At 50.4% G+C, this 17249-nt stretch carries 23 protein-coding genes and 1 tRNA gene; 19 read left to right on the plus strand and 5 right to left on the minus strand.

Going from position 1 to position 17249, the window contains the following annotated elements; all coding sequences use genetic code 11:
• Window positions 1-161 precede the first annotated feature (161 nt).
• On the minus strand, window positions 162-524 hold the full coding sequence (locus tag HP555_RS09650; RefSeq protein WP_199261940.1) for a hypothetical protein: 363 nt from the start codon (window positions 522-524) through the stop codon (window positions 162-164).
• 168 nt (window positions 525-692) lie between these two features.
• On the opposite strand from HP555_RS09650, the gene HP555_RS09655 reads away from it, so the two are divergent.
• From HP555_RS09655 to HP555_RS09665, 3 genes are read left to right on the plus strand one after another with little or no spacing between them, the layout of a single operon-like run.
• Window positions 693-1802, plus strand: a complete 1110-nt coding sequence (locus tag HP555_RS09655) for a YeiH family protein (RefSeq protein WP_199261942.1) — start codon at window positions 693-695, stop codon at window positions 1800-1802.
• Window positions 1803-1828: 26 nt separating this feature from the next.
• Window positions 1829-2224 (plus strand): biotin/lipoyl-binding protein, encoded by a 396-nt coding sequence (locus HP555_RS09660; protein ID WP_199261944.1) that lies wholly within the window; start codon window positions 1829-1831, stop codon window positions 2222-2224.
• Entirely contained in the window at window positions 2224-2655 is a 432-nt protein-coding gene (locus HP555_RS09665; protein WP_199261946.1) for a universal stress protein, read from the plus strand. The genes HP555_RS09660 and HP555_RS09665 overlap by 1 nt, the downstream gene beginning before the upstream one ends.
• 121 nt (window positions 2656-2776) lie before the next feature.
• On the opposite strand, the gene HP555_RS09670 is transcribed toward HP555_RS09665, so the two are convergent.
• The gene (locus tag HP555_RS09670) at window positions 2777-3439 is read right to left on the minus strand and encodes a DUF2284 domain-containing protein (protein WP_199261948.1); all 663 of its coding nucleotides are present in this window, start codon (window positions 3437-3439) and stop codon (window positions 2777-2779) included.
• A gap of 400 nt (window positions 3440-3839) precedes the next feature.
• Between HP555_RS09670 and HP555_RS09675 the strand changes: the two genes are divergently transcribed.
• The 3 genes from HP555_RS09675 (at window position 3840) to HP555_RS09685 (ending at window position 6037) form a co-directional block, all read left to right on the plus strand.
• Window positions 3840-4043 carry a hypothetical protein gene (locus HP555_RS09675; RefSeq protein ID WP_199261950.1) on the plus strand — a complete coding sequence of 68 codons (204 nt, stop codon included), beginning with the start codon at window positions 3840-3842 and terminating at the stop codon, window positions 4041-4043.
• Between the two features lie 138 nt (window positions 4044-4181).
• On the plus strand, window positions 4182-4895 hold the full coding sequence (locus HP555_RS09680; RefSeq protein WP_199261952.1) for an HAD-IA family hydrolase: 714 nt from the start codon (window positions 4182-4184) through the stop codon (window positions 4893-4895).
• Between the two features lie 698 nt (window positions 4896-5593).
• Window positions 5594-6037 carry an arylsulfotransferase family protein gene (locus HP555_RS09685; protein WP_269846871.1) on the plus strand — a complete coding sequence of 148 codons (444 nt, stop codon included), beginning with the start codon at window positions 5594-5596 and terminating at the stop codon, window positions 6035-6037.
• A 458-nt stretch (window positions 6038-6495) separates the two neighbouring features.
• On the opposite strand, the gene HP555_RS09690 is transcribed toward HP555_RS09685, so the two are convergent.
• Window positions 6496-7002, minus strand: a complete 507-nt coding sequence (locus HP555_RS09690) for a hypothetical protein (RefSeq protein ID WP_199261954.1) — start codon at window positions 7000-7002, stop codon at window positions 6496-6498.
• A 177-nt stretch (window positions 7003-7179) separates the two neighbouring features.
• The gene (locus HP555_RS09695) at window positions 7180-7404 is read right to left on the minus strand and encodes a hypothetical protein (RefSeq protein ID WP_199261955.1); all 225 of its coding nucleotides are present in this window, start codon (window positions 7402-7404) and stop codon (window positions 7180-7182) included.
• Window positions 7405-7792: 388 nt separating this feature from the next.
• Here HP555_RS09695 and HP555_RS14395 point away from each other — a divergent pair, with 388 nt between their 5' ends.
• The 3 genes from HP555_RS14395 (at window position 7793) to HP555_RS09710 (ending at window position 8572) form a co-directional block, all read left to right on the plus strand.
• Complete coding sequence (locus HP555_RS14395) at window positions 7793-7996, plus strand: phage integrase N-terminal SAM-like domain-containing protein (RefSeq protein ID WP_233249300.1); 204 nt, start codon at window positions 7793-7795, stop codon at window positions 7994-7996.
• A gap of 122 nt (window positions 7997-8118) precedes the next feature.
• The gene (locus HP555_RS09705) at window positions 8119-8352 is read left to right on the plus strand and encodes a transposase (RefSeq protein WP_269846872.1); all 234 of its coding nucleotides are present in this window, start codon (window positions 8119-8121) and stop codon (window positions 8350-8352) included.
• A gap of 52 nt (window positions 8353-8404) precedes the next feature.
• Window positions 8405-8572: a hypothetical protein gene (locus HP555_RS09710; RefSeq protein WP_199261957.1), complete on the plus strand. Its 168-nt coding sequence runs from the start codon at window positions 8405-8407 to the stop codon at window positions 8570-8572.
• 111 nt (window positions 8573-8683) lie between these two features.
• Here the strand turns inward: HP555_RS09710 and HP555_RS09715 are convergent.
• A tRNA-Arg gene (locus HP555_RS09715) sits at window positions 8684-8760 on the minus strand.
• Between the two features lie 629 nt (window positions 8761-9389).
• Here HP555_RS09715 and HP555_RS09720 point away from each other — a divergent pair.
• Genes HP555_RS09720 through nuoK form a run of 10 tightly spaced genes read left to right on the plus strand, consistent with a single transcriptional unit; the run spans window position 9390 to window position 17246 of the window.
• A complete protein-coding gene (locus HP555_RS09720; RefSeq protein ID WP_199261959.1) occupies window positions 9390-11474 on the plus strand; it encodes a molybdopterin-dependent oxidoreductase in 2085 nt (694 codons plus the stop codon).
• Between the two features lie 16 nt (window positions 11475-11490).
• Entirely contained in the window at window positions 11491-11994 is a 504-nt protein-coding gene (locus tag HP555_RS09725; protein ID WP_199261961.1) for a 4Fe-4S dicluster domain-containing protein, read from the plus strand.
• A 14-nt stretch (window positions 11995-12008) separates the two neighbouring features.
• A complete protein-coding gene (locus tag HP555_RS09730; protein ID WP_199261963.1) occupies window positions 12009-12377 on the plus strand; it encodes an NADH-quinone oxidoreductase subunit A in 369 nt (122 codons plus the stop codon).
• A gap of 11 nt (window positions 12378-12388) precedes the next feature.
• Window positions 12389-12886: an NADH-quinone oxidoreductase subunit B gene (locus HP555_RS09735; protein ID WP_199264536.1), complete on the plus strand. Its 498-nt coding sequence runs from the start codon at window positions 12389-12391 to the stop codon at window positions 12884-12886.
• Window positions 12868-13452: an NADH-quinone oxidoreductase subunit C gene (locus HP555_RS09740; protein ID WP_199261964.1), complete on the plus strand. Its 585-nt coding sequence runs from the start codon at window positions 12868-12870 to the stop codon at window positions 13450-13452. The genes HP555_RS09735 and HP555_RS09740 overlap by 19 nt, the downstream gene beginning before the upstream one ends.
• Window positions 13449-14675, plus strand: coding sequence for an NADH-quinone oxidoreductase subunit D (locus tag HP555_RS09745; protein WP_199261966.1), 1227 nt, complete (start codon window positions 13449-13451; stop codon window positions 14673-14675). The genes HP555_RS09740 and HP555_RS09745 overlap by 4 nt, the downstream gene beginning before the upstream one ends.
• A gap of 40 nt (window positions 14676-14715) precedes the next feature.
• Complete coding sequence (gene nuoH, locus HP555_RS09750; RefSeq protein WP_199261968.1) at window positions 14716-15684, plus strand: NADH-quinone oxidoreductase subunit NuoH; 969 nt, start codon at window positions 14716-14718, stop codon at window positions 15682-15684.
• A 19-nt stretch (window positions 15685-15703) separates the two neighbouring features.
• Window positions 15704-16360, plus strand: a complete 657-nt coding sequence (nuoI, locus tag HP555_RS09755; RefSeq protein ID WP_199261970.1) for an NADH-quinone oxidoreductase subunit NuoI — start codon at window positions 15704-15706, stop codon at window positions 16358-16360.
• Window positions 16360-16947, plus strand: coding sequence for an NADH-quinone oxidoreductase subunit J family protein (locus HP555_RS09760; RefSeq protein WP_199261972.1), 588 nt, complete (start codon window positions 16360-16362; stop codon window positions 16945-16947). Before nuoI ends, HP555_RS09760 begins: the two co-directional genes overlap by 1 nt.
• Window positions 16944-17246, plus strand: coding sequence for an NADH-quinone oxidoreductase subunit NuoK (nuoK, locus tag HP555_RS09765; RefSeq protein WP_199261974.1), 303 nt, complete (start codon window positions 16944-16946; stop codon window positions 17244-17246). The genes HP555_RS09760 and nuoK overlap by 4 nt, the downstream gene beginning before the upstream one ends.
• Window positions 17247-17249 lie beyond the last annotated feature (3 nt).

Consider the following 17249-nt stretch of genomic DNA (forward strand, 5'->3'; position numbering starts at 1 on the left):
CGTATCCGCCCATTTTTTGTCGCTCCAGCATCCGGCAATGCTACAGATTGTCGCATCAGAGCAGACCTGTGGTCACAGTCTGTGTACGCGGTTTACCGGGTACTGTCTGTTCTTTGATCCTGTCAGTATGGTCAGGATGCAGGTTGAGGAGGACCGGTCTCTCAAAAGTCTGCAAAGAGATACTCTGCTGACACAACCCCCGAATCTGCTTGCAGGCACTGTGTTTTCCGGCAGCAACCTGTGACAGGGGTGTCGCCTGACACGCGTGCGAAAAAAATATCCATCCACCTGACCTCTCCTGCATTGATCATCACTAAAATGTCGGTAGTACGAACTTTCGGCAAGTGATTGTCAACAGCACGTCTTTTTTTATCCTTCACTGTTTCGTTGTTTTTCCCCCTGGTTGCACCGGCAGGGTGCGTGTGGTTTCCCGGCTTTTTCCCATGTGAAATCAAGATGAGACAGCGCCTGCTGGTTGGCGGTTGGCTTGTTTCGGTAATTATTTCTTGCAGATAGGTTGCCAAGATTGTAAAGAACCCTCACTGTGGCTGTTGTATTCCTACAAAGTAGGAATGTTAAACATTGAAATACACTTTTAAAAGGAGGCGGATGGATCGAGAACTACAAAAGATCACATGCTTATTTTGGGAACAATTCTAGCGATGATTGATTGAATATCAGGAGTATGAATAATGAAAAACAAGAGTTTGTTCGGCAAAATACTGGCCATTATTCCAGGATTAGCCGTTATGGTTGGTACCTTGTATGTACTGCGGATGTATGTTGAACCATGGATGAAAAGTGCCGTGGTGTTTGGTTCCAAGGGATGGCTGGTTCAGGTGTTGAGTTTAAATTATATTTTACTCTCCATCATCACCGGTATGCTGTACCGTAACATTCTTTTTGGCGGCAAAATTCCCGCATGGGCTGAGGATGGTTTTCGTACGACCCGGCTTTTCATTAAATCGGGTGTTATCATGCTCGGTTCACTGTACACCTTTGACAAGTTGCTCAAGGTCGGCGGGATCGCGATAGCTTTGATCGTTGGTTTTGTTTTCGGCACCGCCTTTTTTATCATGTGGCTTGGTAAAAAATTCAATGCCGACCGTTCAGTCACAGCAACCATGGCGGCAGCCTGCGGTGTGTGCGGTGTTTCCGCCTGCGTGGCAACAGCGCCCGGTGTCCGTGCCAAACCGGTTGATGTTGCTCTGTCGATCGCTACGATTTTAGGCTTTGGTATCATGACCATGTTTATCAGCCCCTTTATCGGTAAAGCGCTTTCCATGTCCGACTATCAGTTCGGAGCATGGGTTGGTACCGGAATTCTCAATTCCGGGCAGGTACTGGCCACCTGCCTTGCCTTTAACCCTGTCTTTGCACCGGGTACAGCAGTCGCCTATGGTGAGATCTGGAACGTGGTCCGCGTTGTCAGCATCCCCTTTGTTGTTTTCTTTATTACGGCCTGGTACTGGAAAGGGGAAGCTGATGCCGAACACATCAGTTTAGGTTCCTTACTTGCCTCGAAATTCCCTATTTTTGTTCTTGGATTTATCGGGATGACAGCCCTGTCTTCTGCCCATGTTCTCGGAGCTGAAGGATCGGAGACCCTTCTTTTACTGCGTACCGTGATGGCCTGGGTGTTTGGTGTCGGTCTTGTCGGTCTGGGAGCATATATCGACGTGCGCGAGATTAAAGCCGCCGGTGGAGTTCCTCTGCGGATAGGTTTTGTTGCCGGGTTGGTGAAGTATATTCTGGCATTGATCATTATCCTTGCTTTCATCCCGAAAGAAGGTGCATTTTAATACGTTTGAATCAAGGAGACGCTGTTATGTCGGAAAAGAATAACTCTCTTACTGTTTTTAAAAGTGACCGTCACGAAGATGTGGCTGCCATTATTTTTTCCGGTTTTCTTGTTGCTGTGGTTCTGACGTATATGGCCTTTATTGTGCCGTCAGTTAATATCAAAGCAAGTCAGGACGGAAAATTGGTGGAGTTGTTTGTGAGTGAAGGTGCGGCGGTAAAAAAAGGCGATAAGCTCTATTCTCTGGAGCTGGTCAAGAAAAAATGGGTCAACAACCTGATGGAGGAGAAAATCGAGGTTGAGATCTTTACAGCCAAGACAAACGGTACAGTACTCAAGGTAGCCGGAAAAGCAGGTGACAAGATAAAAAAAGGGAAAGAGACCATTCTTACCCTGGATCATGAAAAAGGAACGTTACCCTGATGAAGTTGCTTCTTGCCATAGACGACAATCCAGCCGCCCTTGCCCGGGCATTGACCCTGGCCGGGCAATGGGATGCGACCCTTAACGGACTTTTTGTGATCGACGCAACCTGGGATGTGTTTACCGGTCATGACTGGTTATCCGGATGCAATGCCCGGATCGGATTTCTGGAATACATGGAAGCTCTGGAAACGGAGGCCGCAGTGACTGCTGCCCGCATGTTCAAGGAACAGACAGTCGGCATACCGGGTGAACTGCTGATCGCAACCGGTGATGTGGCTGACGAGATTCGTAAGGAATCTCAAAACGGCTATGATCTGCTGATCCTGTCGAACCCATTTCGCCGGGGGTTGGAGGTTATGCGGGATACCATTGCCAAGGTGGTGAAAAATCCTGCGTGTGATGTCCTGTTGGTGAGAAAAGGCGATTAAGACCAGCCTGTAGCTCCCGCGGTTGTGGTCAATGGCACTACCCTGCAGTATTTGTCTGATAAAGGCGGCTTCGTAGAAGTCGCCTTTTTTTATGGTGTTTTTTCGATACTGTCTGCTCTTCTTAGGTGAACAAAACCAGACCGGCCATTAACCCCATGGCTGTGTGTTCATCTGGTGGTGAGGCAGACTGAATTTTGCTGAATGCCCATCCTGCCTGGTTTGCCAAGGCCTTGAAGTCTATGCCCACAGCTGACAGCGATGGCCGGGCCAGATCAGGGTAGGGGCAGGGCTCGGCATCGTGGAGCACTCGGCAGAACGGATCTTCACTGCAAAACAGTTCTTTGCAGGAACCGGCGGCAAAACCTTTGACCGGGTGCAGCCCACAGGTCTTGCAGGTTTGTTCAAGTTTGGCTGTTATCCGATGCACTGTCCGAGCTATTGTCAACCTGGATGGACTCAGCAGATCAGCAATCAGGGCGTCGATTTTAAAGACCAGTACGTATTGATAGCTGGCCAGTTGCTTTTGAAAAACCGTTGATGAGGGCGCATGGGGAGGACATCCGGGTGCAAGCCCATAGCTGGGGCAACGATGGGGGCTGCCGCACAGGGCGGCAAGTTTCCCGTCCACCTGCAAAACGCCGACCGGCAGGACTGTTGCGGCAGAAGCACCGAGTGCAAGGGCTGAAGAGACAAGGTGGTCGTGCAGTTGAGGGTGTTGGCTGGGCATTGCAGTATCCTTGAGCGGCAAGGAGGTGAAGACCTCGATTTTGCCTGGATTGGTCATGAAGAATGACCTGTTGGTGGTGTCTGGTTGCGATTACCTTGTTTTTTAAAGCTATTGCTGAAGATAGATGTTTTCTGCATTGAAGACGATGAGAAAATGCGTGATCAGTAAAAAACTCTTTGCAGATGCCTGTTGTCTGTCGGCTGGAGAGAGACCTGTGAGTGAAAAGGAAAAGATTCCGCCATTGCAACCGGCCTGGCCCCGGTTACCCGGTATCAGGATATCCTGGGCCTGCAACATGCCGGTGTGCCATACAGAAACACCATCTTACTGAAGACATGTTGGTCGATATCTGCTGGAATTGCGAACTACCAGGTAAAGGAAACTGCCTGTTTGCCGGATGATCTGGTATGATGCATGAAGAACAAGAGACATATCCACTTATGGTGTGAGTTAATCAATGCAGATCGAAAGAGTGACCATGGGTACCAATAAGGGGAAGTTACGCAGAGAACGAAAGAAGACAGCCAGGGAGCGTATGCAGCAGCAAGAGAAGCAGCCCGATGAAGGCCGACCGATCAAACCCTGGGTATTGCGGTTGATCATGATGGTGCCGCCGGTGCTTTATGCCTGCTACCTGGTTTGGGATATGAGCCGACAATAGACAGGCCCATCTTGCCGGTCAAGTTACAGATAGATCTTTGTACTATTTTTTATTGATTCGTTCTGAAACAGATTGAACAACTCAATGCTGTCTCATACATGATCAGTAGAAGGGGGCTCATCCACCAAAGAGGAGAAAATGCCAGATCAAGGCAATCCAGGCAGTATTGGCAGGAACATCGAGGCGATCACCTTTGATGCCGTGGGGACACTGATCGTCCCTTATCCTTCTGTCGGTGCAATCTACAGTGAGGAGTTGAGCAGGTTCGGTTACGACATCAGGCCAGATGTACTGGAGAACAACTTCATCAAATCGTTCAGACAGTTTAAAAAAGACCACCCCCAGGCGCTTCTCAACAAAGACAGCTGGCGCAGGATTGTCGCCAACGCTCTTTCCGGCTTCATTTCTGACCATGATTTTGACAAGGTTTTTTCAATGCTTTGGCAGAGATTTGCCAGGCCCGAGCACTGGTCCATCCTGCCCGGTGTTGAAGAGACACTGCGCAAACTGCGGTCAGCCGGGTTGCGTCTCTTTGTACTGTCCAATAATGACGAACGGCTCCATACCATTTTCCAGGGACTGGTTATCGGCCCGTACTTTGAGACGATCTTTGTCTCCTCCGAGTTGGGTGCGGAAAAACCATCAAGGCGAATATTCGACCTTGTGCAGATACGTATCCAGGTGGCGGCAGAGAACATCCTTCACGTGGGTGACAGCCCAGAGGAAGATGTTCAGGGCGCACTGGATGCCGGTTGGCAGGCCGCCTTGGTCGGCCCCCGGGCAGCAACCTTTGGTTCAACCTCTGCTTTTAAAAGAGCTGCCAGTGTCCATGCGTTGTTCTGCAATACCTGAGTGCTGTTTGTTAAAAGACATGTCCCTTTGCCAGGCGATCGGATTTTAGACTGCCGAAGAACCTCTTGGTGGGCGCATTGTCCAAGCAGTCTCCCTTACGGCTCATACTCGGGACCATCCCGCGTTGCTTTAACTGCCACTGATAGCTTTCACAGGCATACCGGCTGCCCCGTCGCCCTTGCCGGTTTCCGATCAGGCATGGAGGATCTGTCGTGACAGAGTCGAGTCTCCATGTCAGCGCTCCCGTTCTTTCGTGTGGTTTGTAAAAAAAGCATCACTGTCACGAGGTTTCGTTGAAGAATGAAATGAGCAACTGAGGATCTGTATCAGATTCAGTGGCAACCACACAGGCTAACACGAACTGGAAAGACAGGGAGGACAGATGAAAAGTATGTAAGCATAAATTTCGTTCTATTTTTGGTGACCGGATGGCTGTTATCTGCACACGCCTATGAGGCGACGACAGGACCTACGGGAGTCCAACACGTCTGGTATCTCCCCAAAACCGATCAGATACTTCTTAACTCACGCAACTTTGCCGAGTTCTACTTCATCAACCACAAAACCGGCGAAATAGAATACCGCTGGGGCAATCCTTCGGCGTACGGTGCCGGAAAGGCTCCTGCATGGTATGATAACGGAGACCAGAAAGTCTTTGGGACCCATTCTCCTACGTTACTTGAAAACGGCAATGCCTGCTGTTTGATAACGGTTCAGAGCGTCCGGAGGGCAACCGTTCCGCTGCTGTTGAAGTGAATCCGAAAACAGGCGAGATTGTTTGGAAATACACAACCCTGCACTCTGCCAGTTTCTACTCCTACCGCCAGGGTGCTGTTCAGCGTTTGCCCAATGGTAACACTCTGATCACGTCTACCCACGGTGGCCACCTTTTTGAGGTTACCCCGGACAAGCAGGTGGTGTGGGATTTTGTCAGCCCATTTTTTGCCGGGCAGGGTAAATGTGTCGCTTCAGAGGACGACTCAATCGGCAGAGAAAGGCATATCAACGCGATGAAGAACATGGTGCACCGTTCCTATCGTTACAGCCCTGACTACCCCGGCCTGAAAGGCAAAGATCTGAGTAAGAAGGTCCCGCTGGTGGAGGGTTGCCCCTATTTTTTCAAAGACTACTCCAGCAAGTAAAAGGTGCTGAAATAAAACCGTAAGAGCAACACAAAAACAGTTGCCTAAACTAAAAAAAGCCTCGGTCTTGGACGGAATTTTCTGCAAAGAAAAATCACAGCCAAGACGAGGCTTTTATGCATTACACGAAGATCAAAGGCATTGTGCAGCAACAAAATCCTTGCCGCAACCACCCGGCCTTCGTTCTTGGCGAACCCATGAATGAAACCCGGTCTCCGACGAGCAAGAGAGTGGCCTATTCTCGACCGGGTTCCATTCACTCGTTGCTCTTGCCGGTATCACCTTTACCGGCAAGGTGGTTGATCCTCGATACGAGTTTGGCGCAGAGTCACTCTGTCGTCGAATGCGAAACCCAAGTCAGGGCACATTTCATTGGGCAATTGGTCGGACTCAACCGGCCGCAGAGTGATGAGTTCATCGCTCCCGGATACTTTTATCTGTTGAAAACCAGGGGCCTTCTAAGTGTTAGGCTTTTGTAATATGTGGGTTTTCCGTTTGAAGGCGTAGCTAAATCCACAGCCGTATATGAACGCCATGAATGCGAAGGATACTGAAAGCACAGCGAAGCCTTTAGCACTTACTTCATCTGTTGGATGTAAATGAGCGAATAACGATATGGCGAGCATAGCCCCTGTAGCTGCTGAGCCAAAAACGTATATGGTTTTAGGCATTTCACAGAGAATTTCATTCACATAATGATCGACATATTTATTGTCAAAAATCCTGCCGAGTGCAGAAAACAAACCAATTACAACAAGAATAGCCAGAAATGTGAGCCCCAATTCAGCAAGCGATCCGTCATCCATTTTTCGCATTGAAAATGCCACTAGTTTTTCTTCGCTATTTAAAAAATTCGATGTAAAAACAGCGACCATAAAGAACACTGTAATCTGGGATACAAAGACCACGAATTCGCTAAAAACAAATTTCACGACGCTTTGCTTATATTGTTCTACTTTTTCCAAACTCTTTACTCCATTATCTTTTGAAGCCTAACAAAGAAATCACCGGCCCGCGGAACGAGGGTCCGGTGGATTAACTGGTTGGCAGCCGTAATCATCGTGTTGTATGGATAAAATAGCCCCACACGATTTCATCGTCGCTTTCGTTAGGGCCGTTGCAACAATACAATTCAACAGTCCTTACGCCATTCTCATATTGGGGGTATAGCTCTCGCTCATCGGGTCGTCGCCATATCTTTCAAGCCATTCCCGGTCGAAGGCATGATTCGTATCCTCGAACTCCCACTTTACCTTGCCTGCTTTCCAGTCATCGACAAGAAGACGACATGCTTCTTTCTCGGAATCTGTATCGTACTTGAGTATTCTAACCTCCGCGGCCATGCTAACCAGCATAACTGTGATCACTTATATCTCCTGCCAACAGCGTAATAAATGCCGAATTTCCGTTTATTAGGATATTGAAGCGGTATCGGCTGAATATTCTGCAACCTTCAATCCGTTTATTACCTTTCAAATGAATATTTCCGTTTATTACAGCAATAAAAGGGGAAGCATGGAAATTGCCTCCTCCTATAGTATGCCGCACGCAACACTTTCCCCTGATTTGGCCTGCATAGTTCGATTCGTCAGCAAATTAATACTACCAGATACAAGCACCTTTTCAAATTCAAGTCAACGGCCGTTGTCCTACGTCTGATCCGATGTGAGAATTGCCCATAGGGGCGTCATTGCAACAGGCGGATGAAGCAATGGAACAAAAGCCGGAGTTCAAACCAAATCAAAACTCAAGTTGATGGATCAGGTTCGGGAAGTATTGCGTTATTACCACTACGCCTATCGAACCGAGACCACCTCTTGTCATTGGATATTGCGTTCCATTCACTTTTATGGCGGAAAAACCCATCCGAATCAACTGGATTCCACTCATATCGAACGGTTTTTGCCCCATTTGGCGACTGAAGGACAGGTGGCTACGCCACCTAACGCCAGGCCTTGAACGCCATCGTATTTTTATACCGGATGTACTGGACATGTCTTTAGCCGGCACGATCGCACCGGTGCGTTCCAAAAAACGCAACGGGGCCGACAGAATCGACTCGCGAAGAGGTACACGGCCTGCTGCAACTTAAGGTTGATGCTGTTAAACTGGTTACCGAGCAAGGATATACGGTTTCAGGAGCGGCCCGCAACCTGGGGATCTGTCCGAGCGTTTTGCGACGATGGCGCGACCAGATGGAAACCGATGGCGAACAAGCTTTTCCCGGCAAAGGGTTCATGACTTCTGAAAAAGAGGAGCTGCACCGGCTGCGTAAAGAGGTGAAGCCGCTTAACGGAGTGTACGTTTTTACTTGACCACATCAGTCCGGGGTTGCGACTGTTCTGTACGTCAAGTGCGCTTAAGGAGGTGTTAAGCAAATATGATAAAGAACTGCTTTTACTCTTCAATCTCCAGCGCTATGAGAAAGAGATCTATCGAAGCAGCGGGCGGTTTTCTTACTCAATCGCCATGGTACGCATTGATAAGGATCTTAAGGTGGAATACTTCAAAGGTCATGTGAACTGCTCAAATTAATTGTAGTGTTAGCAGGTTGAATCAGGAATAGGTATACCTGTCACAGAACAAGGGCAGGTCTCTTCAAAACAAAACAGCCACGCAGCAAAAAATGCTGGTGGCTGTTTTTATTGGTAGACGAGGCGGGATTCGAACCCGCGGCCTTTGGCTTCGGAGGCCAACACTCTATCCAGCTGAGCTACCCGTCCGTGAAAAAGTGACGCAGATAGAACGGCGCAAGTATACACGGATCTTCGGCAAACGCAAGATTTTACAAAGTTGTCAATTGATTATTTGTTGGCATGCCGTATCTTAAACAGCGGGTTTATCGGCAAATATATTGTCATCTGAAAGCAGATTGTTTTAAATGCAGTCCTTCCATTTTTTTAAAGGCGTGTTCATTGCCTGTTACGTTACCTTCTACCGGTCGGGCCGATATTTCAGGTTGTGCCGGGTAAACGTTCTCTTTTTGAAAAATAATTTTGGAGAGTTACGTTGCTATTGATCAATATAACTTATACTATGTTGAGACAAAATAGATTTTCTTTTTAGCTGTAAATTATGTAGATAATACAATTACTTTTAAGTTTTATTGTGCATTTATGCATGTATGTATCAATTAAATTGATATTTGGTGTGTTGACTGGTGTCGGAGTGACCGGAATCAGTCAGTCTGTCGGGCTTTAGCCTGTTGTACATCGTTGCTTGAAGCGATGAGGTGATTTTTTACGTATAATCAAACAATTGTTGCCAGAAAACAGCAACCCTGCCCTCAAGGTGGCGGGGTTGCTGTCGTTGTGTACAGTCATTGAACGAAGTCTCCATACGAGGAACAAGTATGAAAGAAACGCAATACAGTATTTGTGGGATGTGTGCTGTCCGTTGTCCGGTCACAGTACATGTTGAAGATGGGAAACCTGTCTGGATTGAAGGCAACAACAACGATGCCGCGATGGGACGCAGTCTTTGTGCCAAGGGGGGAGCGTCCTTTGCACAGCGACTCGACAAACAGCGTCCGGCTGCACCGCTGGTGCGCATGGGGCAACGTGGTGAAGGGCAGTGGCGTGAGGTCTCCTGGGATGAGGCGTATGATTACATAACAACCAGGCTCAAGGCCGTCATCGCTGAACACGGGGAACGTTCCATCATGTTTTCCGATCGGGGCGGACCGTTTGCCGATCTGCGCAAGGCCTTTGTCAAGGCGTTGGGATCGCCCAACTACCATAACCACGACTGTACCTGCGGACGCAGTGTGCATCATGCCTCGCAGTCGGTCTACGGCCTTGGCCGGAAGGGCTTTAACTACGACTATGAGAACGCCCGCCACATTGTCCTTTTCGGACGGAATATCACCGAATCATTACGGGTCAAAGAGGTAAAGAGTTTTCTTAAAGGCATTAAAAATGGTGCCAAGGTAACCTACATAGACCCGCGTGCATCGGTGACAGCCAGCAAGGCGACCCGTTTCTGGCAGAACAGACCGGGGACGGATTACGCGTTGCTGCTGGGTATTGCCCACTGTGTTGTGTACAACAACTACTATGATGAGGAGTTTGTTGAGCAGTATGTAACCGGGTTACCTGAGCTTAAAACCTTTCTTGCCCCGTATACTCCGGAGTGGGCTGCCCAGGAAAGCGGGATCAGTGCCGCAGAGATCGAGGCCTTTTGTCAGGAGCTCAAGAAAGATCGACCAAAGGTTATTATTCATCCGGGCTGGAACCTGGCACGGTATGGCGATTCTTTTTACGCTTCACGGATGATCCATATTTTAAATGCTCTGATGGGCTCCATTGAGCAGCCTGGTGGTCTGTTCTATGTAAAAGGGCCGAAAGATGCTGGTAAGACGGGATTGAAAAGTTTGGGGGCCCTTTCTCCGGCAGTGACTGAAGATCGTGCTGATGGCTGTGGCACCCGTTTTCCGTTATGGGATAAAGGTGCCGGCATGTTACACCTTACCTATGAGGCGATCGACACCGATGTTCCGTATCCTGTGAAAGCGTATTTTGTCCACCGTCACAATCCTTTTATCGCTTTGCCGGATACCAGGGAGCAGAAGAGAATACTGGATAAACTTGATCTGATTGTGGCTGTAGATATCAACTTCAGTGAAACCGCCTGGTTTGCCGACGTTATCCTCCCTGAGAGCACCTATCTTGAACGTGCCAGTATTCTGCGCACTGAAAAAGGCCTGAAACCTGGTTTCGGCAGACGGCAACAGTGTGTTCAGCCACTGAACAACACAAAGGCAGGCTGGGAAATCTACTCTGATTTGGCAAAGCGAATGGGGAAGGGCGATAGTTTTCCTTTTGAATCGATTGAAGATATCTGGCAGTATCAGCTGCAGGATACCGGTTTGACTGCCGCTGATTTTGATGAAAAAGGCTTTGTCAAGCTGACCGACAAGGCAATCTGGTATGACCGGGCAAACCTCAAGTTTGGAACGGATTCCGGTAAGATTGAAATTATTAATTCCAAATGGGAAGCAGCAGGTATAGTCTCATTGGCACCTTACGTTTCACCTGAGACACCTCCTGCAGGCAGTTTTCGTCTGCTCGCCGGCCGGAGCGGGTATCAGGCCCATGGACATCATCACAACAATCCGATCCTGCACGAGTTTTTAGATCAGAACAAGTTATGGATCAACACGCAGTCTGCGGCTGAACTGGGTATTAAAGACGGCGATCAGGTGCGGGTGGCCGCCGGTGATATTGAAGGGGTCATTGTTGCCTATGTCACCGACCTCATCCATCCGGAGGCGGTTTTTATGCTGCATGGTTTTGGTACTGATGTGCCTGCTAAAAAGCGTTCGTTTGGCAAGGGGTTGGCTGATCAGATTTTTATGATCGGTAAACTGAAGGCATGGGATAAGGCCGGCGGCGGTGTCAACCTGGCAGAAGCTTTTGTAAAAGTAACCCCGGTTTAATTGCAGGAGAAAATCGATGAGCAAATATTTTGTCACTCAAAACGTGGCCGATTGTATTGGTTGCCGGGCTTGCGAGGTCCATTGCAAAGATAAGAACAACGTCCTTCCCGGGGTCTTTTACTGTCGCATTCTCGAGGTCAAACCCGAAGCCGGCGGAAAACCCGGTTCGGATTTTGTCTACCTGTCATGTTTCCATTGCGAAAAACCCTGGTGTGTGGATGTCTGTCCCACCGGTGCCATGCGGCGACGGCCGGAAGACGGTATTGTGTATGTTGAGCAGAGTGCCTGTGTGGGGTGCAAGGTGTGCATTACCGCCTGTCCCTGGACCGTGCCGCAGTGGAATCCGGAGACCGGCAAGGTGGAAAAATGTGATCTGTGCAAAGATCGTATCGATCAGGGCCTGGAGCCTGCCTGCATCACTAAATGCACCACCGGCTGCCTGAGCTTTACCTTTCCGAACAAGGCTTCACAGGAAGCCAGACAGAGTTTTGCCGAACAGCTGCTTAAACGTCGACGATGATGGAGGTGTACACCATGAATGCGCTACCTGCTGAGTATCTCGGTATACTGCTGCTGTTGATCTTTGGCGCGCTTTTCGGGGTGTTGACGTTGTTCGTCGGCCGGTTTTTTCGTTTGAGTCGTCCGTATCCGGAAAAGCTGATTGCCTATGAATCAGGTAACGAACCTACAGAGGCACCGAGGATGCGGATTTCGGTGAAGTTTTACCTGGTTGCGATTCTCTTTGTGATTTTCGATGTTGAAGCCATCTACCTGTATCCCTGGGCGATAAGCTACGACCGTTTGGGGCTGTTTGCCCTGATCGAGATGCTGCTTTTTGTTGTGCTCATCTTTGCCGGTTATGTTTACGCATGGAAGAAGGGGGTTCTGCAATGGGAAAAATAACCGAACCGGACATGGTCAAACTGGAAGAGGGGGTCCGTTACATCCCGGGCGCGAATGCGCTTCTTGGTCCGCTCAACAAGCTGGTCAACTGGGGACGTGCCGGTTCCATCTGGCCGGTGACATTCGGTCTGGCCTGCTGTGCAATAGAGATGATGGATGCGGGTGCTTCGACCAATGATCTTGATCGATTCGGTATCTTGTTTCGCGCCAGTCCGCGTCAGGCTGACTGCATGGTGGTCGCCGGTACCTTAAGTAAAAAAATGGCACCGGCGCTGCGTCGCGTATACGATCAGATGCCTGAGCCCCGTTATGTCCTGGCCATGGGCAGCTGTGCCTGCAGCGGCGGGGTCTTTGATACCTATGCAGTGACCCAGGGGGTTGATCAGATTATACCTGTGGATGTCTATGTACCGGGGTGTCCCCCGCGCCCTGAAGCCCTGATGGAAGGCTTTTTAAAACTGCAGGAAAAGATCCTTAAGGAGCAGTATCGATGGAGCCTATGGCGATAGCTGAGCGGTTACGCTCCGAGTTTCCTGAAGAAGTGTTGCAAATCTACACGTATCAAGGCCAGACGGCGGTGGTGGTCCGGCCGGAGCGTATTGTGGCCATGCTTCGCTGGCTGCGGGAGACGGATGATCTGCGCATGAACCATCTGCGATCTCTGTGCGGAGTGGACAACGCACGGCGTAAAGATCCCGGCCTCTCCCGGTTTGAGGTGGTCTACAATCTCTACTCCATACCACTTCGCCACGAAATCCGTCTTCGGGCCGAGGTGGGTGACGAGGATCCGGCCATTGACTCGGTTGTGGAGCTCTGGTCCGGCGCAAACTGGCTGGAACGGGAAACATACGATCTTCTGGGGATAGAGTTTGTCAACCATCCTGACTTGCGACGTGTCCTGCTGCCGGAGGACTGGGAGGGGTACCCGCTGCGAAAGGAGTACCCGCTCAAGGGTGAGGCGGAGTGGGCCGGTATGACAGAGTTACTGGACAAGATAAAAGAACTCGATCAGTACGGTTTTAAGCCGGACGGGCACGACCGGAATCGCTCTGATCTGAGCAAGGAGGCTAAATGACCCGACCGATCAGACAGCATCTTGAGGTACCGGTAGCAGACGGTGACGGCGAACGATATTCCTTGCGTATGGGGCCGCAGCACCCGGCAACCCACGGCGTGCTTCGGGTCGACCTGGAGTTGGACGGTGAAACCATTGTTGAATGTACGCCCCAGGTCGGCTACCTGCATCGCGGTTTTGAAAAGTTGGCAGAGAGTAAAACCTACGCGCAGGGCCTGATACTCACCGATCGACTGGACTATATCGCAGCCATGGCCAACAATGTCGGCTACTGTGTTGCTGTGGAACGGTTACTCGGCATACCGGTGCCCATGCGAGCCAAGTATATCCGCACCATTGTCGGTGAGATGTCGCGTCTGTGTTCGCACCTGCTGTGGCTTGCAACCCATGCCCTGGACATTGGGGCAATGACGGTCTTTTTGTACTGTTTCCGTGAGCGTGAAATCCTTCTTGATCTCTTTGAAGAACTGTGCGGAGCCCGTCTGACCTTTTCCTACCCGAGAATCGGTGGCGTTCGTCAGGATGTGACCGGTTGGTTCATCGATGAACTCCAGCGGTTTGTTGATATCTTCCCCTCCAGGATCGAAGAGTACGAAACCCTCATCGATACCAATCGCATCTGGCTGAAAAGAACTGTCGGTATCGGCAAAATCACCGGGGAAGAGGCTCTTGATCTTGGCCTGACCGGTGCCTGTCTTCGCGGCTCCGGCATTAATTATGATATCCGCAAACATCAGCCGTACGATGCCTACGATCAGGTTGAGTTTGCCGTGCCCCTGGGCAGCGAGGGTGATGTCTATGCCCGGTATCGATGCCGAATGGAGGAGATGCATCAGTCCATTCGTATTATCCAGCAGTGCATCGATCAACTGCCTCCCGGGCCGATTGTGTCTCCGGAAGCACCGGAACTGGTTATGCCCAACAAGGCAAAGGCAACGATTCAGGCGGGACGCAGCGAGTACGGTACCAGTCTGATCCGTTTGATTCGAGAACGGGACATCTTCCTGAACGGTGATGTGTATGTTGCCACCGAAGTCCCCAAGGGTGAACTCGGTTTCTATTTTATCTCTGATGGCAACAACCGCCCATATCGCATGCATATCCGTTCTCCATCGTTTATCCATATCGGGGCACTGTCGCAGATAGCCCGGGGAGAGTTGATTGCCGACCTCATCGCCAATATCGGCAGCCTCGACGTTGTTCTGGGCGAATCCGACCGGTAGGGTGCGGCTGTAACCGAATAGAAATCAACCGAGGCGTTGTATGAATATTATCTGGATGCTCGTGTGGATCATCGTTCTCTTTTGCGTCGTCATGCTGCATGTGGCCTATGCGACCTACTTTGAACGCAAGATCATAGGTCGTATGCAGGTTCGCATGGGGCCGATGCGTGTTGGCTGGTATGGACTGCTTCAACCCATAGCCGACGGTGTTAAGAGTTTTTTTAAGGAAGACATTGTTCCTGAGCGCGCCGATAAACCGGTGTTTCTTGCTGCTCCGATTATCTGCCTGGTCGCGATGATGACCTCCCTGGCCGTCCTGCCCTTTGCCAAGGGCTGGGTGTTGGCTGATATCGATATCGGCCTCCTGTTTGTCTTTGCCATGAGCGCACTTGCCAGTTACGGCGTGGTTCTGGCCGGGTGGTCTTCCAACTCCAAATACAGTTTTCTCGGCGGTCTTCGCTCGATGGCTCAGGTGATCAGCTATGAGATCGCCATGGGCATGAGCCTGGTCGGAGTGATGCTGATGGCAGGATCGCTGAATTTAAGCGAGATTGTGGAAGCACAGGGCGATTCGTTTCTTGGCATGTATCTTATGCCGCAGTGTATTGGTTTTTTTGTTTTTTTCATCTCCATGCTGGCAGAGACAAACAGGGTGCCGTTTGACCTGCCGGAGGCGGAAACTGAACTGGTATCCGGCTACAGCACTGAATACAGCGGCATGCGGTATGCTATCTTTTTCATGGCTGAGTACATCGGTATGATGGTGATGGCATCCATCGGCACAATTTGTTTTCTCGGCGGCTGGAACGGGCCGTTCCCGGTACCGTTTTTCCCGCCGCTGTGGTTCGTGCTCAAGGTGTACCTGTTCATGTTCATCTTTATCTGGATCAGGGCCACCTTGCCGCGGTATCGCTATGACCAGTTAATGGGATTGGGGTGGAAGCTCCTTATCCCGGTGGCGCTGGCTAACATCGTTCTTACCGCCTGTGTGAAGGCGGTTATCGGTTAAAGCAGGGCAGGTACAGACTATGCAAATTCAATATAAACCGCCGCGGGGCCTGCTGGCGACCTTATTCCAGGCCGAAATTGTGCAGGGTATGGCCCTCACGTTGAAGCGGCTTTTTTCCAAACCGATCACCCGTCAGTATCCCGATGAAAAACCTGATATCCGCGTTGGATTCAGAGGGCAGCACGCTTTGGTCCGCGACCCTGAAACCGGTGACACCAAGTGCATCGGGTGCATGCGCTGCGCCATCTCCTGCCCGTCACGTTGCATACGCATCCGCTCCCATAAGGACAAGGAACCCGGCAGCCGCCGGGTCATCGACTGTTACCGGATCGAAGCACTGCGCTGCGTTTACTGCGGTTTTTGCGAAGAGGTGTGTCCGGTCAATGCCCTTGTTCTTACTGAAGTCTTTGAATACTCGTCTTATGATCGCCCCTCTCTGTACTTCACCAAGGAACAGCTGCTGGGCAACTGGGACAGATTCGTTGCGCAGTTGAAAGTACCGGTTGATGAGTACGTCAATCCGTACTGGCGGCCGCGGGGCGTGTCCGAAGCCGGACTGCCTGCAGGGAAACGGAAGAAGGTATCACCTGAATGGAGCGGTGAACAACAGGTGGTCGGCAGAAAATGGCGTCAGCAGCAAAGCCGTCGGAACACTTCTGAACAAGAGGGCTCGTGATGTTCATCCAGATCTTTTTCATCTACTGTGCACTGATGATCATAGCCAGCAGTATCCTGGCCGTCAGCTTACGCAACCCGATCCATTGCGTGCTCATGGTCCTTATTCTCTTCTTTCACATGGCTGGTCTTTACCTGACGTTGAACGCCGAGTTTCTGGCTGCAGTACAGATCATCGTTTATGCCGGAGCGATCCTGGTCCTGTACCTGTTTGTCCTGTTTTTAGTCAGTCTGCGTGACGAAATCCGTTTAGTTCCCTTTATTGCCAACGCGTGGGTCGGCAGAGCCGTGGCGGTCGGTCTGGCCGGTGTTCTGCTGTATGCTGTTCTTCCCGCCTTCATCCTGGGTGAAAAAGGAAAGTGGCCTGTTGAAGCTGTCAGGGAAGTCACCCATACCAAAGTCATCGGTCAGGAGCTGTACACAACCTATCTTCTGCCCTTTGAAATTGCCGGTCTGATTTTACTGGTGGCACTGCTTGGCGGTTTGGTCCTGGCGCGGCGGGAGAGAGGAGAAGGGGACAATGAAGTACAGACGGCCGAAGAACCACCTTCGGAAAACGCTTCCATTCATGGGGAGGTGTCCAGATGATTCCACTTTCCTGGTATATGGCTCTTGCTGTGATGTTATTCTGCGTTGGTGTGTGCGGTTTTCTCACGCGCCGCAACGTCATCATCATGTTGCTTTCTCTTGAGCTGATGTTAAACGGAGTCAACCTTAACCTGGTTGCCTTAAGCTATTATCTCGACAGTGTGCGCGGTCAGATCTTCACCTTTTTCATTATCACGGTGGCTGCGGCTGAGGCCGCCATCGGGCTGGGTATCGCTGTTACCCTGTATCGAAGCCGACGCAGCGTTCACGTCGATACCATCAACCAACTCAAAGGGTAATCT

Source organism: Desulfobulbus oligotrophicus (assembly GCF_016446285.1).
Taxonomy (GTDB): domain Bacteria; phylum Desulfobacterota; class Desulfobulbia; order Desulfobulbales; family Desulfobulbaceae; genus Desulfobulbus; species Desulfobulbus oligotrophicus.